We start from the raw sequence: 19,724 nt of genomic DNA on the forward strand, positions 1-19,724 counted from the left end.
TTGCAATCGTACAACGTATAGCGTGACCTGCAAGACACAATCCGTAAAAATCACGTGGCCGAATCGGCCCCTTCTTCGTCTGGCGAAACCGAGATGTTCAAGCTGTCGAGCCTTTTGCGCAGCGTGTTGCGATTGATGCCCATCGCCCGCGCAGTCCGCAGCTGATTGCCGCCATGGCGCGCCAGCATCGCCTCGATCAGCGGACGCTCCACTTCACCGATCACCCGGTCATAAAGCGTGCCATCGTCGAGTAGCAAGGGCCGCTCGATCGCCAAACGCGCCAGATAGGCCCGAACCGCCGCAGCCAGATCGGGTACGGCCGCACGCCCCGACCCAGCGGTCGTCGAATGGAAGGCCGTTTCGCCGAGCATCGTACGGATCGCCTCGGCATCAATCACTTCGTCGCGCGCCAACACCGCCAGCCGGCGCATGAGATTTTCCAGCTCGCGCACATTGCCGGGCCAGTCATGGACGACAAGCACGTCGAGAGCCTGCGCATCGATCTTGCGACGCGGCAAGCCCTGCGCGGCGGCATTTTCGAGGAAGTGCCGCGCCAGCAGCGGGATATCCTGTCGCCGCTCGCGCAGCGCCGGCAAGGCGATCGGCACGACGTTGAGGCGGTAGAACAGGTCTTCGCGAAACTGGCCGGACGCCACCTGTTGGCTCAGGTCGCGATTGGTCGCAGCGACGATGCGGACGTCGGTGCGGATGGTACGCGCGCCGCCGACCGTGGTGAATTCGCCGGACTGAAGGACGCGCAGCAGCCGGGTCTGCGCCTCCATCGGCATGTCGCCGATCTCGTCGAGGAACAGGGTGCCGCCCGCCGCCTGCTCGAACCGCCCCGCGTTGCGCTGGGCCGCGCCGGTAAAGGCGCCGCGCTCATGCCCGAACAGCTCGGCCTCGATCAGCTCGCGAGGGATCGCCGCCATGTTGATCGCGACGAACGGCGCGGCACGGCGGGGGCCCAGATCGTGGATCGCGCGCGCCACCAGCTCCTTGCCGGTACCCGATTCGCCCGAGATCAGGACGGTCAGGTCGGTGGCGACCACCCGCGCGATGATGCGATAGACGCTCTGCATCGCCTGCGACCGGCCGATCAGCGGCAGGGCGCGATCATCCTCGCCCAAGCCATCCTCGACCAGCACGCCACCCCGGGCCAGCGCCCCCGCGACGGCATTGGTCAAAGCATCGAGATCGAAGGGCTTGGGCAGATACTCATAAGCGCCGACTTCGGCCGCACGTACGGCGGTCGTCAGGGTATTCTGGGCCGACAGGATGATGATCGGCAGTGCGGGGAAGCGTGCGGCTACACCGCGAATATGGTCGATCCCGTCGCCATCGGGCAGGATCACGTCGGTCACCAGCACATCCGGCGCCCCACCGGCCAACAGCCGGTCGAGCCGCGCCAGCGTCTCGACGGTCGTCACCTCATGCCCTGCGCGGCGCAAGGCCTGGCCTACGACGGTGCGGATGGCGGCGTCGTCATCGACGACCAGCACATGGCTCATGCCCGGGCCCTGGGAAGCAACAGGCGCAGCACGGTCATTTCGGGCGAACCCTCCCTGGCATATTGGATGATCCCGTTCATGTCGCGCGCCAGCTTGTCGACAAGGGCAAGGCCCAGCCCCTGCCCTTCGCGACGGCCGGATACGAACGGGTCGAACAGATGGTCGACGATATCGGACGGTGCACCGGGGCCATTGTCGATGACGCAGATTTCGATCGGCAGCGGCAACCGCTCCTGTCCCGACCCGATGCTGACCGACATGCCGTGGCGATAGGCGGTGGTCAGGATGATCCGCGGATTGCGTTCCTGGCGCACCGCTTCCCGGGCGTTCTTGAGCAGATTGATAACGATCTGGAGCAGCGCATCCCGGTTGATCCGCGCCGGGGGAAGCGACGGATCGAAACGTTCCTCGATCTCGATCCCCCTAGCGAACCCCGCCAGCGCCACGCCGCGTGAATGGGCGAGCAGCGGATAGATATTCTCTGCCGCCAGCGGCAGCGGCCGGGTATCGCTGAAATCCTGCATGCGGTCGATCAGCGCGGCGATCCGGTCGACCTCCGTGGTGATCAACGTCGTCAGTTCGCCCCCGTTGAGCAGCTGGGCCGCGCCCCGAATGCCCGACAGCGGGTTCTTGATCTCATGCGCCAGCATTGCCGCCGCACCCACCGCCGCGCGTGCGCCGGCGCTTCGGTCGGAGGCATGGCCCAGTCGCCGCGAGGGCCCCGCGCTGTGCAGCGTGATCGCCCGCCAGCCGGGATGATCGGGGATTTGCGCCTCCACGAAATCCACCCGGATCTTGGGACCGTGCGGCATGGTGATGACGGTATCATAGACCGCAAAGCCATGTCCGTCGCGGCTGCGGGGCGCATCGGGCGGGGGCAGGATGGCGTTCAGCGGTTGACCGATCATCAGCCGTTCGGACAGGTTCAGCAATTGCTCGGCCAAGCCATTGGCGTGGGCGATCCGGTCATCCGGATCGACCACGACCACGGCAACGGGCAATGCGGCGAACAGCGCCGCAAAACCGGGTCGACCGTGACGGGCCGGTTCAGGCCGCAGCGGCAAGCTCGATCTGCGGCATGTAGAAGTCGTGGAGCATCGTCTTCACGCGATCGGCGCTCGGTTCCTGGTTCACCTTGTTGCGGAACTCGGCCGAGCCGTGCAGGCCGCGCGTGTACCAGCCGATATGCTTGCGCGCCATGTTGACCCCGGTCTCGGTGCCATAATGGTCGAGCATCGCGTCATAATGTTCGGCGACCGCGCGATATTGTTCGTCAAGCGACGGATCGTCCAGCCGCTCGCCGGTTGCGAACCAGTGCATCACCTGCCCCAGCAGCCAAGGCCGGCCATAGGCACCGCGCCCGATCATCACGCCATCCGCCCCCGATTGGTCGAGCGCCGTATCGGCATCATCGATCGAGCAGATATCGCCATTGGCAATGACGGGGATGCTCACCGCCTCCTTGACGTTACGGATGAAGCCCCAGTCGGCCGATCCCTTATACATCTGGTTGCGAGTGCGGCCGTGAACGGTGATCATCTTCACCCCGATATCCTCGGCAATGCGCGAAAGTTCGGGGGCGTTCAGGCTGTCATGGCACCAACCCATGCGCATCTTCAGCGTGACCGGTACGTCAACGGCCTTGACCGTCGCGCGGATGATCTCCGACGCCAGCTTCAGGTCGCGCATCAGTGCCGAGCCCGCGTCGCCATTGACGACCTTGCGCACCGGGCAGCCCATATTGATGTCGATGATCGCGGCGCCCCGATCGGCGTTCAGCTTGGCGGCCTCCCCCATCTCATAGGGCGTGCAGCCGACCAGCTGCATCGACACCGGCTCTTCCAGCGGATGCCAGGCGGCCTTCTGGATCGACTGGCGGGTCGCGCGGATTGCGGCCTGGCTGGCGATCATCTCGGTCACGTTCAGGCCCGAGCCATAGCGCCGGACAAGCGTGCGGAACGGCATGTCGGTCACGCCGGTCATCGGCGCCAGAACGACGGGGCTATCGATCGTCACCGGACCGACCTGAATGGGAGCGAGGTTACGCATAAAACTGCCTGAAAAATGAGCAGCCGTGTAATCCAAACCGCAGCGAAAGGCAATGTTGCCCACCATGCCCAAAAGCCGTTAGGCGAAGGCCATGAGCCAGACGGAAAAGATCGCCGCGCTGATCGTCGCAGCGGGCGGCGGCACGCGCATGGGTGGCGGCACGCCGAAACAATTTCGCGATCTGGGCGGACGCCCGATGCTCGCCTGGAGCCATGACGCGTTCCGCACGCATCCGGCCATCGCCACCGTCCTGACGATGGTCGCGGGCGATCAGATCGATTTTGCCCGGACGCTGCTGCCCACCGCCGATATTGCCGCCGGTGGCGCCAGCCGGCGCGAGTCGGTTGCCTTGGGGCTTCGGCAATTGGCGCTGGAGGGGGTGACGAAGGTCCTGATCCACGACGCGGCCCGCCCCTTCCTGTCACATGACGTCATCGACCGCGTGCTCGCCGGCCTGGCCTCGGCGGATGGGGCCATGCCGGTGCTGCCGGTGGCAGACACGCTCGCCCGTGACGCAGACGGCACTCTGGGCGAGACCGTGCCCCGTGACGGGGTGGTACGCGTCCAGACGCCGCAGGGTTTTCACTTGCAGGCCGTGATCGCCGCCCATGCCGCCTGGCCGGCGGAGGCGGAAGCCACGGACGATGCGCAAATGGTGCGACGGCTTGGCGGGCGCGTCGCTTTGGTGCAGGGCGATACGATGCTCGAAAAGATCACGTATCCCGATGACATGGCTGGTGCCGACATGCGCCTGGCATGGGAAACCCGGACCGCCATGGGCTTCGACGTTCACCGGCTGGAGGATGGCGAGGAGCTATGGCTCGGCGGCGTTCTCATCCCGCATCATCAGGGGTTGTCGGGGCATAGCGATGCCGATGTCGCGCTCCACGCGCTGACCGATGCACTGCTCGGTACGATCGCCGCCGGCGATATCGGTACGCATTTCCCGCCTAGCGATGCGCAATGGAAGGGTGCCGAGTCGGGCCAATTCCTGCAACACGCCGCCAAGCTGATCGCCGATAAGGGCGGACGGATCGATTTCGTCGACCTGACGATCATCTGCGAAGCGCCCAAGATCGGCCCGCATCGCGCCGCCATGGTCGAGCGGATCGCCGCCCTGCTTCAGATCGACCAGAGCCGCGTCAGCCTGAAGGCGACAACGACCGAACGCCTCGGCTTTACCGGACGCGGCGAAGGCATCGCGACCCAGGCGGTCGCCACAGTCCGCCTGCCCATGGGGGCGCGGGCATGAAGCGGCTCGGCCTGGCCCTCGCACTGATCGGCATGAGCGCGCCCGAAGCGGCGATGGCGCAACAGCGTGCCTGCATCACCGCGCCGGAAGCAGAGGCGATGACGCTGGTCGCGATGCCCGATATCCTGCGCGAAACGGGCCGGGTCTGCGCCGCACGGCTGCCGGCGAACAGCCTGATCCGTGGCAACGGCACGCTAATCGCAAAATATGAGACGGCGGCCGACCAGGCCTGGCCGGCGGCGCGAGCGGCGATCGTCAAGCTGTCCGACCCAACGGTCGATACGCTGTTGCAGTCCGACTTTGCCCGGCCGCTCCTGACCTCATTGCTCGTCCCCTTCATCGTTGGCCGGATCGGGCTGGAGGATTGTGGGGTGATCGACCGCCTGGCGACGCAGCTTGCTCCCCTGCCGCCACGCAACATGGCGTCGGTGGTGGTCACCGCGCTCCAATATCTGAAAAGCGAAAAGGCGCGCGGCCGGCAGGTTGCGGTGCCCGATCTGCCGCTCTGTCCGAACGGAAACCGCTGATGGACGTGCTTCTTCCCGCCGATCTGGTCGCACTGGCCGAACGGGTCGTCATTGCCAACCGCGCGATCGGTCGCCGGGTCGCACTGGCCGAAAGCTGTACCGGTGGGCTGGTGTCCGCCGCCCTGACTGAAATCCCGGGCTCGTCCGAGGTGGTCGAGGCCGGGTTCGTCACCTATTCGAACAAGGCCAAGATCGACCTGCTGGGCGTCAGCTCGGAGCTTATCGAGACATTCGGCGCGGTCTCCACCGCCACCGCCTGGGCGATGGCGCAAGGGGCGCTATCAGCCAGTGATGCGGATATCGCGGTCGCTATTACGGGCGTCGCCGGCCCCGGCGGCGGTACGGCGAAGAAGCCGGTCGGCACCGTCGTCTTCGCCCAGGCGCTACGTGGTGGCGATCCGGAAGCGGTGAAGGCCGAACGCCACGAATTCGGCGATATCGGGCGCGGCGGTATCCGGCTTCAGGCGGCGCTGTTGGCGCTGGAACTGTTGCTGCCGTAAAGCTTGGCGGCGCGATCCTCGAACGCGCCAATCATGCGGCGCAGCGCGGTGCCGAACACCTGCCCCGCCAGCATCTCGAACACCCGGTTCTTGAATGCGAAATCGACGGTGAAGTCGACCGCGCAGCCCTGCTCCTCGGGCCGGAAACGCCAGTTGTTGCGCAAATATTTGAGCGGTCCGTCGAGATATTCGACATCGATCGCCTCCGGCCGGGTCTTGGTAACTCGGCTGGTGAAGGTTTCACGCAGGCCCTTGAACCCGACGATCATGTCGGCGACCGTTTCTTCGTCCGAATCCGACCGCACGCGCATCGCCGATACCCAGGGCAGGAACTCCGGATAGCGCGCGACATCGGCGACCAGATCGAACATCTGCTCCGGCGTGTAGGGCAGATGCCGTGTCTCGCTATGCTTGGGCATCAGCGCGCGCTTGCGAGCTTCGCCTCGCGCGCGGTGCGCAGCCGCTCGAAATCATCACCGGCATGATAGCTCGACCGGGTCAGTGGCGAGCTGGCGACGAGCAGGAAGCCCTTGGCCCGCGCGATGGCGGCATAAGCGTCGAACGCCTTGGGCGTGACGAACTCCGCCACCTTGGCATGACGCGGCGTGGGCTGAAGATACTGGCCCATGGTTAGGAAATCGATATCGGCCGAGCGCATATCGTCCATCACCTGATGGACCTCCAGCCGCTCCTCGCCCAAGCCGAGCATGATACCCGATTTGGTGAAGATCGACGGGTCATGGCGTTTCACGCTCTCCAGCAGGCGCAGCGACGCATAATAGCGCGCGCCCGGTCGGATCGTCGGATACAGCCTGGGGACCGTTTCGAGATTGTGGTTGTACACATCGGGCCGCGCCTCGACGATCGACTCGATCGCGGCCTGCGCCTTGTTACGGAAATCGGGCGTCAGGATTTCAATCGTGGTGTCGGGGGTGGTCCGGCGCAGCGCCTGGATCACCTTCACGAACTGCGACGCGCCGCCATCGGGCAGGTCGTCGCGGTCGACCGAGGTCACGACGATATGGTTCAGCCCCATCTGCGCCGCCGCATCGGCGACATTCTGAGGCTCCATCGCGTCGACCTTGCGCGGCATGCCGGTCTTTACGTTGCAGAACGCGCAGGCGCGTGTGCACGTGTCACCGAGGATCATGACGGTCGCATGCTTCTTGGACCAGCATTCCCCGATATTGGGGCACGCCGCCTCCTCGCAAACGGTCGTCAGGCTCTTTGACCGCATCAGTTCGCGCGTAGCGGCGAAACCTGCGCTCGTCGGCGCCTTGACGCGAATCCAATCGGGCTTGCGTGCGCGCACAGGCGCGGCCAACGGTGTCAACTCGTTCATGGGTTGCGAAATAGCGACGCACCCGGCCGGACACAATGCCTGCCGATGTCCCATCCTTCCGCGTCGGACATACTTTGATATGGAACCGACATGGCCCTGTCCGGTTCCACCGTTACAATGCCGTTTCCATAACTGGATAAGAGAGAGCAATGACCGACTTTAACGACCTCGTGGATGGCTATCAGCGCTTTCGGACATCCGATTGGCGTCGCCAGCGCGACCGCTGGGCCGAATTGAAGGAAGGCCAGAGCCCTAAGGTGATGGTGATCGCCTGCTCAGACAGCCGCGTTGACCCGGCTCAGATTTTCGACACGCTACCCGGCGAAATCTTCGTCGTACGTAACGTCGCCAACCTCGTGCCGCCTTTTGAAACCGGCGGCGGCCATCACGGCGTATCGGCCGCGCTGGAATTCGCGGTGACGCAGCTCGAGGTGACCGACGTCGTCGTCATGGGCCATGGCGCGTGCGGCGGTTGCAAGGCGGCACTGACGCAGGGTTTTGCGCATGCGCCTCAGGGCGAAGGCGGTTTCGTGTCTGACTGGGTGAGCTTGCTCGATGAAGCGCGCGAAAAGGTCATTGCCAAGCATGGCGACGCGGCCGACGCCGACGCGATGCGCGAGATGGAGCTGGAATCGGTCCGTACCTCCATTGCCAATCTGCGCACCTTCCCCTTCGTCACCAAGCGTGAGGACGCGGGCACGCTGACGCTGCGGGGTGCCTATTTCGCGATCGCCGATGGCGTGCTGCACCTGATGGACGAGAATGGCGAGTTCAAGCCCGCCGCTCCGGCCTTGGCTGCGGCGTAAGGAACTCGGTCCGGGTCCTTGACCCGGACTCGAGACGCAAAAAGGGCGGACGCCGCATCCGGCGCCCGCCCTTTTCATTGGCCTGTCGTGCGGATCACCCCGCCGAAGCGGCAACGACCTGATCGACATCCTTCTTCGGCTCTGCCGTCGAACGAAGTGCCAGTTCGCGCATCTGCTTGGCGCTGAGCAGGCTGGGCGCACCCATCAGCAGGTCTTCGGCGCGCTGGTTCATCGGGAACAGCGAGATTTCGCGCAGATTCTGTGCACCGCAGATCAGCATGACGATGCGATCGACACCGGCGGCCATGCCACCGTGCGGCGGCGCGCCGTACTGGAAAGCGCGGTAGAGGCCGCCGAAGCGCTCCTCGACATCCGCCTTCGACAGACCGACCTTCTCGAATGCCGCGACCATCAGTTCGGGGCTCTGGTTGCGGATCGAACCCGATGCGATCTCGAAGCCGTTGCAGACCAGATCATATTGATAGGCCTTGAGCGACAGCGGATCGGCGGAGGTCAGCGCCTCCATGCCACCCTGCGGCATCGAGAAGGGGTTGTGGGCGAACTCGACCTTCTTCTCGTCTTCGTCCCATTCGTAGAAGGGGAAGTCGACGATCCAGCACAGCCGGAACGCGCCCTCCTCGATCAGGCCGAGCTGCTCGGCGACGCGGGTGCGCGCCAGACCCGCCAGCTTGGTCGCCGCCTCAACCTTGCCCGCCGCGAAGAACAACCCGTCATCGGGGCCCAGGCCGAGCGCGGCATAGATCGCCTCCATGCCCTCGGTGCCATGGTTCTTGGCGATCGGACCGCCGAACTCGCCGCCCTTGCGGGTGACATAGCCGAGACCCGCATGACCCTCGGCGCGCGCCCACTCGTTCATCTCGTCGAAGAACTTGCGGCTCTTCTCGGCGGTGCCCGGTGCCGGGATCGCGCGGACGACGCCGCCCGAGCCGACGATCTTCTCGAACAAGCCGAAGCCCGAGGTCGTGAAATGCGCGGACACGTCCGTGATGATCAGCGGATTGCGCAGGTCGGGCTTGTCGTTGCCGTATTTCAGCATCGACTCCGAATAAGGAATACGCGGGAACTGACCGATCGGGGTGACCGTGCGGCCATCGGCGAACTTCTCGAAGATGCCGCCGATCACCGGCTCCATCGTCTCCCACACCTCTTCCTGCGTGACGAAGCTCATCTCGAGGTCGAGCTGGTAGAACTCGCCCGGCAGGCGGTCGGCCCGGGGGTCCTCGTCGCGGAAGCACGGCGCGATCTGGAAATAGCGGTCGAAGCCTGCGACCATCAGCAGCTGCTTATATTGCTGCGGCGCCTGGGGCAGCGCGTAGAACTTGCCCGGATGGATGCGGCTGGGCACCAGGAAGTCGCGCGCGCCCTCGGGCGAGGAGGCGGTCAGGATCGGGGTCGAATATTCAGTGAACCCCGCCGTCTCCATGCGACGACGCATGTCGGCGATCACCTGGGTACGGCGGACGATGTTGGCGTGCAGCGTCTCCCGGCGCAGATCAAGGAAGCGATAACGCAGGCGGATATCCTCGGGATATTCCTGCTCGCCCGCGACCGGCATCGGCAGTTCCTCGGCGGCCGACAACACGGTGGCACCCTTGGCGAAAATCTCGATCTCGCCGGTTGCGAGGTTCGGATTGATAGTACCCGCCGAGCGCGCCTTCACCACGCCATCGATCGTCACCACCGACTCGACACGCACCGCCTCCAGAATGGCGAGTGCGGGAGTATCGCTGTCGGCAACGATCTGGGTGATACCGTAATGGTCGCGCAGGTCGACGAACAGCACCCCGCCATGATCGCGCTTGCGATGGACCCAGCCGGACAGGCGGACCGTCTGGCCAACCGCTTCGGCGGTCAGCGCGGCGCAGGTGTGAGTACGATAGGCGTGCATGGCGGGCATTCTTCCGAACGTCTGATGAAAGTGTCGCCGCTTCCCCGCCCGTCCCGGCTTTGTCAATCACAATGTACCCGGACAGGGCAGGCCGCGCAGCGAAAGCGCGGCTGATCGTAACGGCTTCGTCTTCTTCTTTGTCAACCCGCGCATGGGCCGCTATGTGCGGATGATGCACGTCCATCCGTTGATTACCGACAGCGCCACGCTCGCCAATCTCTGCGCCCGCCTTTCGCAGGCCGACTTCATCACGGTCGATACAGAGTTCATGCGCGAGAGCACCTATTGGCCCGAGCTCTGCCTGATCCAGATCGCCGACACACAGGAAGCCGCCGCGATCGATCCCAAGGCCCCTGGCCTAGACATGACGCCGCTGCTCGACCTGCTGGTCAATAATGACGAGGTGCTCAAGGTCTTTCATGCCGGCGGGCAGGATATCGAGATCATCTACAACCTGACCGGCAAGACCCCTCACCCGCTGTTCGACACACAGATCGCTGCCATGGCGCTGGGGCAAGGCGAGCAGATCGGCTATTCCAATCTGGTCGACAGCTGGCTGGGTATTCAGGTTGACAAGGGCGCGCGCTTCACCGACTGGTCGCGCCGCCCGCTCGACCAGCGGCAGGTCGATTATGCGATCGGCGATGTGACGCATCTGTCGGACATCTTTCCCCGGATGCTGGAACGGCTGCGCAAGACCGGGCGCGGCGCGTGGCTGGACCAGGAGATGGAGCGGCTCGCCGATCCCGAACATTATGCCAATGATCCTAATTCCGCCTGGAAGCGGGTGCGGGTGTCGGGGCGCAAGCCCGACATGCTCGGCCGGATGAAGGCGCTCGCCCGCTGGCGCGAACTGGAGGCGCAGGCCAAGGATTTGCCGCGCGGCCGTATCGTCAAGGACGAGACCCTGGCCGACCTCGCCGGCCATCCCCCACGCAAGCAGGCCGATCTGGCCAAGGTGCGCGGCCTCTCCGCGACCTGGGCGACCAATGATATCGGCGGCCGCCTGATGGACGCGCTGGAGGCGGCGACGCCGCTCAGCGTCGACGAACTGCCCGCGCGCGACGATCGCAAGCCAGGCTTGGGCCGTGAGGGGGCGCTGGTCGCCGATTTGCTCAAGCTGCTGCTCAAGATCCGTGCGCGCGACATCGACGTAGCCCCGCGTCTGCTCGCCCGGTCGGACGATCTGGAAATGCTGGCGGCGGGCGTTCGCAGCGGACTGTCGGTGCTCGATGGCTGGCGTTTCGATCAGTTCGGCCGGGACGCGTTGGATCTGGTCGAGGGACGGCTGGGCTTCGTCGTCAAGAACGGCAAGCTGAAGATGGTCCGTACCGAGGAGGAAGTCGCGTGATTCGTTTTCTAGCTCTGGCGGCGCTATTGCCCGTCGTCGCCTGCGCCACTGCGCCCAAGGCGGAGGACATGACCGAGTCGCTTGGCTGCGGCGAGACCAAGGTCGGTGATCTGGTCGGCAAGCCATGGACCGAGGCCCTTCGGGCGCCGACACTGAAGCGCTCGGGCGCGCGCACGCTTCGGGTGATCGCCCCCGGCGATGCGGTGACCATGGATTACCGCACCGACCGACTCAACATCGAGACCGATGCCGCCGGCCGGGTCATCAGGGTCAAGTGCGGCTGAGCCGTACCGGATTGCGTCCCATGGCGGTGGCCAGCGTCGCATGGCGGCGCTCCACCGCTTCGCCGTAGAAGCCGCGATCCTCGTCGCGCATCGCCAGACCCAACGTCGTGGCGTCCAGCACCAGTCCGCTGCGCTCCAGCGGACCGGCAAGACCACCGCTCAATCGCTGGCCCAACCGGATCGCCAGCCCCCAGCTCGTCGCCAGCTTCAACTGAGCCGGGCTTGCCAGTTCGGCCAGCGGGTTAGGCACGTCGAGCCCCCCGCCCAGGCTGGTATGCAGCGCCTGGGCCAGCATCGCGCGACCGACCGCGTCGATCCCCACCCAATTGCCGTGCAGCGCGATCTCAACGCCCCGTTCGGATCGGAATTCGGGGTTCGCACGCCAGCCGACATCCGCCAGCAGGCACGCCGCATGACGGAGCCGCACCTCGGCCGTGGCTTCGCCACTGAATAAGGGTGCGATCCAGCTTTCCAGCAGATCGCCATGCTCCGGAAATCGGCCGAGCAGCCGCCCTTCCTCGCGCGCGGCGACGATCAGCGGATCGAGCGCCCGCGTCTTGGCGTCGAGCCCGCCATAGAGCAGCCCTTCGCGCAGGCCATAGGCCGAGGCGACCGTCGTGCTGCTGCCCAGATGTTTGAGCAGGACGCTGAGCAAGGCGGTGGCGTCGCCCAGCGTCGCAGCACGGCTGGACGACAGGCCTTTGACCTCGCGCAATCGCGCCTTGCTGAGATGCGGGATGGTCCGCGACAGCCGCAGGATATCGGTCGGGGTCAATTCATAGTGATGAATGATCGGCAGCGGATAATCGGCGAGCGTCATGTCGAGCCGCGCCAGCGCCCGCCACGATCCGCCGACCAGATAGAAGGGCAGGCCCCGCCCGCGCCCTTCCCATCCGGCCTCGTCGATCAGTCGTGCGATATGCCGCTCGAACGCCTTGCTGCCACGCTCGCGTAAGGCGGGAATGCGGAGCACGCCGAGCGGAAAGGACACGCGGTCCTCCACATTGCCATCGCGGATCCGCACCAACTCCAAACTGCCGCCGCCCAGATCGCCGACGATGCCGTCCGCGTCCGGAATGGCGGACAAGACACCCTCGCCCGCCCCCTTGGCTTCCTGCTCGCCCGACAGCAGCTCGACCTCAAGCCCCAGCGACTCGGCGCATTCGATCAACTCACCGCCATTGGCCGCATCGCGCACCGCCGCCGTCGCCACGGTGCGCAAGCTGGTGACGCCCATCTCCCGTGCCAGGCTGGCGAAACGGGCCAGCGCCACCCGCGCCTTGTCGAGCGCGACCGGATCGATCGCGCCGGTTGCGGCCAATCCCCGGCCGAGCCCCGCCATCACCTTCTCATTGAACAGGATCGCCGGCAATCGTGGCGGCCCCTGATAGACGACGAGGCGGACAGAGTTGGACCCGATATCGATGATCGCCGTGCGCGGCGCGCTTGCCCCTGCCATGGTTCAGCGTTCGCCCGTCATCGTTGCCGCCGCAGCGACAGGGTCGGCACCGCCTTGCTGGTGTCGAGCGCAGCGCCCCGCCCGGAAAGCGAGGGATTGGTCATGAAATACCGATGCAGGTTGAAGGGGCGATCGCCTGGTTCCTCGCGGACATAGCGGCCATCGGGCTCGAGCTCCCAACTCTGTTCGTTATCCAGCAGATTGGCGACCATCACCTGATCCAATATCTGGTCGTGCACCGTGGGGTTGAGGATCGGCAGCATATACTCGACGCGACGATCGAAGTTGCGCGGCATCCAGTCGGCCGATGAGATGAAGACCTTGGCCGCATCGTGCGGCAGCGTCTTGCCATTGCCGAAGGCCCAAATGCGGCTATGTTCGAGGAAGCGGCCGACAACCGATTTGACACGGATATTCTCCGACATACCGGGCACGCCGGGCCGCAGACAGCAGATGCCACGGACGATCAGATCAATCTCCACCCCTGCACCGCTGGCTTCGTACAGCTTTTCAATCACCTGCGGATCGACCAGCGAATTGACCTTTACCCACAGACTACCGGAACGTCCCGCACGGGCATGGGCGATCTCGGCATCGATCATCGTCATCAGATTGCGCCGCAGATCGCGCGGCGACAGGCTGACCCGGTTCATCGCGATCGGCTCGACATAGCCGGTGATATAATTGAACATCTGGGCCGCATCGCGCCCGATCAGGGGATCGGCAGTGAAGAAGCTGAGATCGGTATAAATGCGCGCGGTGATCGGGTGATAATTGCCCGTGCCAAAATGGCAGTAGGTGCGGAAATCCGCGCCCTCGCGCCGCACCACCATCGACACCTTGGCGTGCGTCTTCCAATCGATAAAGCCATAGACGACCTGCACGCCCGCCCGCTCCAGCGCCGAAGCCCAGTAGAGATTCTGCTCCTCGTCGAACCGCGCCTTCAACTCGACGACGGCGGTCACCGACTTGCCCGCCTCCGCCGCGGCGATGAGCGCGTTGATGATCGCCGACTGCTTGCCCGCGCGGTAAAGCGTCTGCTTGATCGCGACGACATCCGGATCGGCGGCGGCCTGTTTCAGGAAGGCGATCACCACCTCGAACGTTTCGTACGGGTGGTGGACGACGATGTCCTTGGCCTTGATCGCCGCGAAGCAGTCGCCGGCGAATTCGCGGATTCGTTCGGGAAAACGGGGGCTATAGGGCGGGAACTTCAGATCAGGCCGGTCCTCGTCGACCAGCATGTCGAGATCGCCAATGCCCAGTAGATTGCCGCTTTCGGTGATGATAGCGTCGCTACCGCCCAGCTCGTCGCGCAGCACATCGGCGAGTTCGTCGGGCATGCCCGTCTCGAGCTCCAGGCGGATCACCCGCCCACGCCGCCGCCGCTTGATCGCGTTGGCGAAATAGCGGACCAGATCCTCCGCCTCTTCCTCGATCTCGATATCGCTGTCGCGCAGGACGCGGAACGTGGCCGCGCCGTTAACGACATAACCGGGGAAGAGCAGTCCTGAAAAGCGGCGCAGGATCGTCTCGATCGAGACATAGCGTGCGCCCTCCCCTGGCAACCGGACGAAACGGGGCATGGTCGCGGGGATCATCACCAATTCGCGGATCGGCGCCTGGTCCGACACGCGGGTCAGGTCGAAGATCATCGACAGACCCTTGTTGGGGATGAAGGGGAAGGGATGCGCCGGGTCCAGAGCCTGCGGCGTCAGGATCGGGAAGATCTGGTCGCGGACATGCCCCTCCAGCCAGGCATTGGCCTCGGCATCGATGGCATCGCGGCGCAGGACGAAGATGCCCGCCTCGTCGAGCAAAATGCGCAGGTCGCCCCACACTTCCTGCTGGCTCGCCATCAGCCGGTCGGCCTCGGCGACGATCCCGCTAAGCTGCTGCCCCGGCGTCAGTCCATCGACCGAGCGCTGCTCGACATCCTGTGCCTGCTGCCCCTTGAGGCCGGCCACGCGGACCATGAAGAATTCGTCGAGGTTCGATCCCGAGATCGACAGGAAGCGCAGCCGTTCGAGCAGCGGATGCGCCGGGTTGCACGCCTCTTCCAGCACACGGCGGTTGAACGCCAGCCAGGACAGTTCGCGGTTGAAATAGCGGTCATTGGGCTCCGGCGTGAAATGATCGTCATCCGGCTCGGACATTTGCGCGATATGGGCAGGACGGGTCATATTTCTCGCTCGGACTGCGTTCAGGGCTCGGCGAGAAGGCCGGCCGTGATCAAGGTGGATCGTGCAAGAGCAATGGACAAGCGCGCGCGCCGTTCCATCGCTCCCTGGTCGAGCATATCGACTGCGCGGATGACAGAAAGGTGACTACGCTCCACGCGAGCGGTCAACCACTCGATCAGATCGGGCCGCGCATCGAGTCCGCGCCGCTCGAACAGATGCTCGAACAGGGCGGCGACCAACTCATCGTCCGGCGCGCCGATTTCGGCCAGGCTGCTATTGGCGAGACGCGAGCGAAGGTCGGGCAGCTTGACCGACCAGCGTGGCGGCGGCGCGTCCGCGACGATCAGCAGCGGGCGCCGCTCGGCCTGTGCGGTGTTCCAGGCGTGGAAGATCTGCACCTCGGGCACCCGCTCGGCATCGTCGATGATCGTGCCGTTGCTGCGCGCCGCGAAGATGCGCGCCAGCAGCGACCGGCCCGACTTGCGGGGGCCGGTCAGGATCGCGGCCATGGTCGGCCAGCTTTCCCATTGCTCCAGCATCCGTGCCGCCAGGCGGTTGGAATCGGTCAGCAAAAAGGCGTCCGATCGGGGGTCCGCTGGCCATTGCAGCGGAAGCGCCATCTGGTTCATCCGGTCGTCACAGTATCCGTAGAGGGCGTCGGTGTCGGCAGGGCCGCCCGACGTACGCGCAAGGTGGTGCCGGTGCCCGACACCTGAAAACCACGCTGTTCCAGCGCGCGGCGAAGCTGATCGGGATCGCCGTCATAGGTCACCGCCATCAACGACACGCCGCCCAGCGCCAGGCTGGTCGTGCCCGCCCGCACCACGCCCGGAATGCCGCGCACCAGGCTCTCGACATTGGCGACCGCGCTGGCGGTGGGCGCATCATATTGGAGGGTGACGGCGATGCCGGCCCCCGACGAGGCGATCGCGGCGTCAAGCCCTTCGATCGGTTCCTCGCCGGTACTGCTATCGTCGGTAATTTCTACTTGCGGCTTGGGCGGCGGGGCGAGCGTGGGATCGCCCTGTAGCAGGCCGCCCGCCAGCGCCCGTTGATAGAGCGCATCGAGTCGTGCCACGCCGGTATCGAGCAATTGCCCCAGACCTTCGGTGCTGCCGACCCGCAGCGTGACCGAGCCGAGCAACTGATTGTCCGGCCCATGCCGCGCCTCAAACACGCCGATCACCGGGCCGCCGGGCCATTGGCGATAGAGGCGGACGACGGGGATCAGGATATCCGACGCGCCATATTGATCGAGGATCGAACGCCACCAACCGCGCGACCGCCGCCCGATCTGCCCGGCATTGAGCAGCAACGGATCGGCGCCGGTGCCCGAGGGCCGAACATAATCGATGGTGCTGTTACCGGTGCGGAACCGGGCCCAGGCCTGCTGCCAGGGCGTCCGCGTCTCGAACATCTGCGACACGCCGCCCGATACCTGCAGCGGCATGACCAGCATCGGCGGCGAGCGATCGGCATAGGCCGACACTCCCAGTACCGACGCTGCCCGCGTGCGATCGAACAGGACCCCCAATCGGGCGACATAGCGGGTCGGGCCTATCTGCTCATTCTCGACGACGATGCCCGACACGAGCGAGTCGAGCATCCCGTCCGACGCCCCGACCCCGCTGCGCCCCAGCCGCTGCGCCAGCATCGCCCAGCCCTTGCGCTGCGCGATCCGCCAGCCGCCTAGCCGCGCATCCTCCGCCGTCTTGCCAGAGACATCCACCGTGACGCCCGAGACCTCATAAGCGCTGCCGCTGTCAATCGGCATGACGCCGCGATCCTGCCCCTCGATCTGGGCCAGGACCGCGCTGGCCCCGACGCCGACCCCGGCCAGGGCGGCAAGACCGAATATCCGATGGGGCAATCGCAAACGCATCGCGGCCTTTTGGCGAAGCAGGCGTGGAAATCCAAGCGCGATATAGCTAACGGGCAAACATGACCGACAACAGCACGCCGTCCACCCCCTCATCGCCCGCCGAAACCGGCGCGTCCTATACCTATGCCGATGCTGGCGTTTCGATCGCCGCGGGCAACGCGCTGGTCCGCGCGATCGGCCCGCTGGCCAAGGCGACACGCCGGCCGGGCGCCGACGCCGATCTGGGCGGCTTTGGTGGTTTCTTCGACCTGAAGGCGGCGGGCTTCACCGATCCGCTGCTGGTCGCGGCCAATGACGGCGTCGGCACCAAGCTGAAACTGGCGATCGAGCATGACCGTCATGACGGCGTCGGTATCGACCTGGTCGCCATGTGTGCCAACGACCTGATCGTCCAGGGCGCCGAGCCGCTGTTTTTCCTGGATTATTATGCGACCGCCAAGCTCGAAGGCGACGTGCCCGAGCGGGTGATCGCCTCGATCGCCGAGGGCTGCCGCATTGCCGGTTGCGCCCTGATCGGCGGCGAGACAGCGGAGATGCCGGGCATGTATGCGCCGGGCGATTATGACCTGGCCGGCTTCTGCGTCGGTGCGGTCGAACGCGATCAGGTGCTGACCGGCACCACCATCGGCGATGGCGACGTAATCCTGGGCCTGGCTTCGTCGGGCGTTCATTCCAACGGCTTTTCGCTGGTCCGCCGCCTGGCCGCCGACAAGGGCTGGAAGCTCGATCGCCCCGCTCTGTTCGATCAGGACCAGTTGCTGATCGAAGCACTGATGGCGCCGACTCGCATCTATGTCCGCTCGCTGTTGCCGTCCATCAAGGCCGGCGCGATCAAGGGGCTGGCGCATATCACCGGCGGTGGTCTGCTCGAGAACATCCCGCGCGTGCTGCCTAAGGACGCGCATGCGGTCGTCGATGCCGATGGCTGGGAACAGCCGCGCCTGATGGCGTTCCTGCAGGCGCAGGGCGGGATCGAGCCGGAGGAGATGGCACGGACCTTCAACTGCGGCATCGGCATGGCGGTGGTCGTCGCCGCCGATCAGGCGGAGGCGGTCGCCGCCACCCTGGCGGAAGCGGGTGAGACCGTCCTGATCATCGGCCGTATCGAAGCCGGCGAGCGCGGCTGCACCGTCAAGGGTTCCGCGGGCACGTGGAGCGCCAAGGCGGACTGGACCGCGACCCATGCGGCCTGACAGCCCGGTGAAGGTCGGTATCCTGATTTCCGGCCGGGGTTCCAACATGCAATCGCTGGTCGCGGCCGCGCGCGAGGCGAATGCGGGTTACGAAGTCGCGCTGGTCGCCTCGGACAAGCCCGAGGCAGCCGGGCTGGCCTGGGCCCAGGAACACGGCATCGCGACCTTCGCGCTCTCACCCAAAGGTATCGGCAAGCCGGCCTATGAGGCGGCGATCAATCAGGCGCTGAGCGAGGCGGGCGTCGAAGTGATCGCGCTGGCGGGGTATATGCGTCTGCTGTCGGGCGATTTCGTGGCGCGGTGGCGGGGACGTATCCTCAACATCCACCCCTCGCTGCTGCCGCTATACAAGGGCCTCAACACCCATGCGCGCGCGATTGCGGCTGGCGACACGAAGGCCGGCTGCTCGGTCCATATCGTCACCGAGGAACTCGACGATGGCGAAGTGCTGGGCCAGGCGGAAGTGCCGATCCACCCCGGCGACGACGCCACGGCACTCGCGGCGCGCGTGCTCGTTGAGGAGCACCGACTTTACCCCCAAGTGCTGACGGAGTTTGTGCGTCGATGACCGATATTCTCGCCCGCATCCGTGACATCGCCATGCTGCTGCCTGGCACGACCGAGCAGGCGCCGGACGGCGAAATCCGTTTCCTGGTCGAGGGCGAGCCATTCGCTCGGGTCAGCGAAGGGACGTCCGCTCTGCATCTGCGCATCGCGGATGAAGGCCACGCACCGCATTGGAGCGAAATCACGCTGTCCGCCGACAGCGACTGGACGCTGATCGAGGATCGGATCGCGCGCAGTTGGGAGTTGGTCGCACCGACCGAATTGCTGGAGGCGGGCGGCCGATGAGCGGCACGGCGGGCGAAGAGGCCGCCGAGCGGGCCAAGTCGCGCCGCCGGCTGCTGACCCTTGCGGAGTTCGTGGCGGTCGCCGGCCTGATGGTCGCCGCGCTGACCCTCTATCTCAACTGGTCCCAGCGGCGCAGCGACGCCGCCGACAAGGCTGCCGCCGCCAGCGCCCAGCGTCATGAGCGGGCACGGCTGGACCTGAGCGCGACGGTGGAAAGCGATGGCCGCCGCCTGGCGCTGCGCGATCCGAACCACGACCTTCAGGAATTGACGATCGATTTTCCGACGAAATCCGGCATTGGCCGCCAGGTACCAGTCGGCGACCCGGTGATCGAGGCCGAGCCCATTGCCGGACCGATGCTGGCGCTGACGGATGGTGAGGCCGACACTCGCGAGGGGCGGCTCCCTGCGCTGATCACCACCCGCTATTGGGACGGCGATACGGCACGGACCGTGACCGGTCTGTACGACGTCATCTGGAGCACCCATGGCCGCCTGTTCCGGGGCCGCACCCTGCGGCTGGAAGGCTTGCGGCTGCGTGATCGGAACGGGACGAAGGCAAAGCTGGACGCCGCCTGGGCGGCGCGGCGCGGCTGATCATATTCCACGCACCTTCCCCTTACGGGGA

General features: G+C 65.7%; 20 protein-coding genes. 10 read left to right on the plus strand and 10 right to left on the minus strand.

The features are described from left to right. Positions 1–50: 50 nt before the first annotated feature. From ntrC to dusB, 3 genes are read right to left on the minus strand one after another with little or no spacing between them, the layout of a single operon-like run. Positions 51–1,508 carry a nitrogen regulation protein NR(I) gene (ntrC, locus tag SP6_RS05310; protein ID WP_007403537.1) on the minus strand — a complete coding sequence of 486 codons (1,458 nt, stop codon included), beginning with the start codon at positions 1,506–1,508 and terminating at the stop codon, positions 51–53. After that, a complete protein-coding gene (locus SP6_RS05315) occupies positions 1,505–2,572 on the minus strand; it encodes a two-component system sensor histidine kinase NtrB (RefSeq protein ID WP_042468641.1) in 1,068 nt (355 codons plus the stop codon). Before SP6_RS05315 ends, ntrC begins: the two co-directional genes overlap by 4 nt. After that, the gene (gene dusB, locus SP6_RS05320; protein ID WP_007403299.1) at positions 2,556–3,557 is read right to left on the minus strand and encodes a tRNA dihydrouridine synthase DusB; all 1,002 of its coding nucleotides are present in this window, start codon (positions 3,555–3,557) and stop codon (positions 2,556–2,558) included. The genes SP6_RS05315 and dusB overlap by 17 nt, the downstream gene beginning before the upstream one ends. A gap of 91 nt (positions 3,558–3,648) precedes the next feature. Here dusB and SP6_RS05325 point away from each other — a divergent pair, with 91 nt between their 5' ends. From SP6_RS05325 to SP6_RS05335, 3 genes are read left to right on the plus strand one after another with little or no spacing between them, the layout of a single operon-like run. Continuing rightward, positions 3,649–4,809 (plus strand): bifunctional 2-C-methyl-D-erythritol 4-phosphate cytidylyltransferase/2-C-methyl-D-erythritol 2,4-cyclodiphosphate synthase, encoded by a 1,161-nt coding sequence (locus SP6_RS05325; RefSeq protein ID WP_007403330.1) that lies wholly within the window; start codon positions 3,649–3,651, stop codon positions 4,807–4,809. Continuing rightward, positions 4,806–5,336, plus strand: coding sequence for a hypothetical protein (locus tag SP6_RS05330; RefSeq protein WP_007403413.1), 531 nt, complete (start codon positions 4,806–4,808; stop codon positions 5,334–5,336). The genes SP6_RS05325 and SP6_RS05330 overlap by 4 nt, the downstream gene beginning before the upstream one ends. Further along, positions 5,336–5,836, plus strand: a complete 501-nt coding sequence (locus SP6_RS05335; protein ID WP_007403458.1) for a CinA family protein — start codon at positions 5,336–5,338, stop codon at positions 5,834–5,836. Before SP6_RS05330 ends, SP6_RS05335 begins: the two co-directional genes overlap by 1 nt. On the opposite strand, the gene SP6_RS05340 is transcribed toward SP6_RS05335, so the two are convergent. Then, complete coding sequence (locus SP6_RS05340) at positions 5,797–6,255, minus strand: type II toxin-antitoxin system RatA family toxin (RefSeq protein WP_007403530.1); 459 nt, start codon at positions 6,253–6,255, stop codon at positions 5,797–5,799. The genes SP6_RS05335 and SP6_RS05340 overlap by 40 nt on opposite strands. Then, entirely contained in the window at positions 6,255–7,178 is a 924-nt protein-coding gene (gene lipA, locus SP6_RS05345) for a lipoyl synthase (protein WP_037567519.1), read from the minus strand. The genes SP6_RS05340 and lipA overlap by 1 nt, the downstream gene beginning before the upstream one ends. Positions 7,179–7,327: 149 nt before the next feature. On the opposite strand from lipA, the gene SP6_RS05350 reads away from it, so the two are divergent. Then, a complete protein-coding gene (locus SP6_RS05350; protein ID WP_007403421.1) occupies positions 7,328–7,984 on the plus strand; it encodes a carbonic anhydrase in 657 nt (218 codons plus the stop codon). Positions 7,985–8,078: 94 nt separating this feature from the next. Here SP6_RS05350 and aspS read toward each other — a convergent pair whose 3' ends face one another. Further along, positions 8,079–9,893, minus strand: coding sequence for an aspartate--tRNA ligase (gene aspS / locus SP6_RS05355; RefSeq protein WP_007403455.1), 1,815 nt, complete (start codon positions 9,891–9,893; stop codon positions 8,079–8,081). A gap of 172 nt (positions 9,894–10,065) precedes the next feature. Between aspS and rnd the strand changes: the two genes are divergently transcribed. Together rnd and SP6_RS05365 are read left to right on the plus strand one after the other, a co-directional pair. Beyond that, the gene (gene rnd / locus SP6_RS05360; protein ID WP_007403490.1) at positions 10,066–11,244 is read left to right on the plus strand and encodes a ribonuclease D; all 1,179 of its coding nucleotides are present in this window, start codon (positions 10,066–10,068) and stop codon (positions 11,242–11,244) included. Then, on the plus strand, positions 11,241–11,528 hold the full coding sequence (locus SP6_RS05365; protein ID WP_007403487.1) for an I78 family peptidase inhibitor: 288 nt from the start codon (positions 11,241–11,243) through the stop codon (positions 11,526–11,528). Before rnd ends, SP6_RS05365 begins: the two co-directional genes overlap by 4 nt. Here SP6_RS05365 and SP6_RS05370 read toward each other — a convergent pair. The 4 genes from SP6_RS05370 to SP6_RS05385 are packed head-to-tail and all read right to left on the minus strand — an operon-like array spanning position 11,515 to position 17,052. Continuing rightward, entirely contained in the window at positions 11,515–12,987 is a 1,473-nt protein-coding gene (locus tag SP6_RS05370; RefSeq protein WP_007403507.1) for a Ppx/GppA family phosphatase, read from the minus strand. The two genes, SP6_RS05365 and SP6_RS05370, sit on opposite strands and share 14 nt — an antisense overlap. A 17-nt stretch (positions 12,988–13,004) precedes the next feature. Then, the gene (locus SP6_RS05375) at positions 13,005–15,170 is read right to left on the minus strand and encodes an RNA degradosome polyphosphate kinase (protein ID WP_037567517.1); all 2,166 of its coding nucleotides are present in this window, start codon (positions 15,168–15,170) and stop codon (positions 13,005–13,007) included. A 20-nt stretch (positions 15,171–15,190) separates the two neighbouring features. Then, the gene (locus SP6_RS05380; protein WP_007403213.1) at positions 15,191–15,799 is read right to left on the minus strand and encodes a P-loop NTPase family protein; all 609 of its coding nucleotides are present in this window, start codon (positions 15,797–15,799) and stop codon (positions 15,191–15,193) included. After that, complete coding sequence (locus SP6_RS05385) at positions 15,796–17,052, minus strand: heavy-metal-associated domain-containing protein (protein ID WP_007403342.1); 1,257 nt, start codon at positions 17,050–17,052, stop codon at positions 15,796–15,798. The genes SP6_RS05380 and SP6_RS05385 overlap by 4 nt, the downstream gene beginning before the upstream one ends. Before the next feature lie 59 nt (positions 17,053–17,111). Here SP6_RS05385 and purM point away from each other — a divergent pair, with 59 nt between their 5' ends. From purM to SP6_RS05405, 4 genes are read left to right on the plus strand one after another with little or no spacing between them, the layout of a single operon-like run. Beyond that, positions 17,112–18,245, plus strand: coding sequence for a phosphoribosylformylglycinamidine cyclo-ligase (gene purM, locus SP6_RS05390; protein ID WP_007403425.1), 1,134 nt, complete (start codon positions 17,112–17,114; stop codon positions 18,243–18,245). Next, entirely contained in the window at positions 18,235–18,813 is a 579-nt protein-coding gene (purN, locus tag SP6_RS05395; protein WP_037567515.1) for a phosphoribosylglycinamide formyltransferase, read from the plus strand. Before purM ends, purN begins: the two co-directional genes overlap by 11 nt. Further along, positions 18,810–19,097: an MmcQ/YjbR family DNA-binding protein gene (locus tag SP6_RS05400; RefSeq protein ID WP_007403269.1), complete on the plus strand. Its 288-nt coding sequence runs from the start codon at positions 18,810–18,812 to the stop codon at positions 19,095–19,097. The genes purN and SP6_RS05400 overlap by 4 nt, the downstream gene beginning before the upstream one ends. After that, complete coding sequence (locus SP6_RS05405) at positions 19,094–19,693, plus strand: hypothetical protein (protein WP_007403536.1); 600 nt, start codon at positions 19,094–19,096, stop codon at positions 19,691–19,693. The genes SP6_RS05400 and SP6_RS05405 overlap by 4 nt, the downstream gene beginning before the upstream one ends. The last annotated feature ends 31 nt before the right edge of the window (positions 19,694–19,724 follow it).

The sequence above is a fragment of the Sphingomonas paucimobilis NBRC 13935 genome, assembly GCF_000739895.2.
Taxonomy (GTDB): Bacteria; Pseudomonadota; Alphaproteobacteria; order Sphingomonadales; family Sphingomonadaceae; genus Sphingomonas; species Sphingomonas paucimobilis.

Bases quoted from the DNA above. Each gene is read 5' to 3' on its own strand.
- SP6_RS05330 (WP_007403413.1), top strand. From the start codon at position 4,806: ATGAAGCGGCTCGGCCTGGCCCTCGCACTGATCGGCATGAGCGCGCCC.
- SP6_RS05385 (WP_007403342.1), bottom strand. From the start codon at position 17,052: ATGCGTTTGCGATTGCCCCATCGGATATTCGGTCTTGCCGCCCTGGCC.
- aspS (WP_007403455.1), bottom strand. From the start codon at position 9,893: ATGCACGCCTATCGTACTCACACCTGCGCCGCGCTGACCGCCGAAGCG.
- SP6_RS05350 (WP_007403421.1), top strand. From the start codon at position 7,328: ATGACCGACTTTAACGACCTCGTGGATGGCTATCAGCGCTTTCGGACA.
- dusB (WP_007403299.1), bottom strand. From the start codon at position 3,557: ATGCGTAACCTCGCTCCCATTCAGGTCGGTCCGGTGACGATCGATAGC.
- lipA (WP_037567519.1), bottom strand. From the start codon at position 7,178: ATGAACGAGTTGACACCGTTGGCCGCGCCTGTGCGCGCACGCAAGCCC.
- purN (WP_037567515.1), top strand. From the start codon at position 18,235: ATGCGGCCTGACAGCCCGGTGAAGGTCGGTATCCTGATTTCCGGCCGG.
- SP6_RS05340 (WP_007403530.1), bottom strand. From the start codon at position 6,255: ATGCCCAAGCATAGCGAGACACGGCATCTGCCCTACACGCCGGAGCAG.
- SP6_RS05370 (WP_007403507.1), bottom strand. From the start codon at position 12,987: ATGGCAGGGGCAAGCGCGCCGCGCACGGCGATCATCGATATCGGGTCC.
- ntrC (WP_007403537.1), bottom strand. From the start codon at position 1,508: ATGAGCCATGTGCTGGTCGTCGATGACGACGCCGCCATCCGCACCGTC.
- SP6_RS05400 (WP_007403269.1), top strand. From the start codon at position 18,810: ATGACCGATATTCTCGCCCGCATCCGTGACATCGCCATGCTGCTGCCT.
- SP6_RS05405 (WP_007403536.1), top strand. From the start codon at position 19,094: ATGAGCGGCACGGCGGGCGAAGAGGCCGCCGAGCGGGCCAAGTCGCGC.
- SP6_RS05335 (WP_007403458.1), top strand. From the start codon at position 5,336: ATGGACGTGCTTCTTCCCGCCGATCTGGTCGCACTGGCCGAACGGGTC.
- rnd (WP_007403490.1), top strand. From the start codon at position 10,066: ATGCACGTCCATCCGTTGATTACCGACAGCGCCACGCTCGCCAATCTC.
- SP6_RS05380 (WP_007403213.1), bottom strand. From the start codon at position 15,799: ATGAACCAGATGGCGCTTCCGCTGCAATGGCCAGCGGACCCCCGATCG.
- purM (WP_007403425.1), top strand. From the start codon at position 17,112: ATGACCGACAACAGCACGCCGTCCACCCCCTCATCGCCCGCCGAAACC.
- SP6_RS05375 (WP_037567517.1), bottom strand. From the start codon at position 15,170: ATGACCCGTCCTGCCCATATCGCGCAAATGTCCGAGCCGGATGACGAT.
- SP6_RS05325 (WP_007403330.1), top strand. From the start codon at position 3,649: ATGAGCCAGACGGAAAAGATCGCCGCGCTGATCGTCGCAGCGGGCGGC.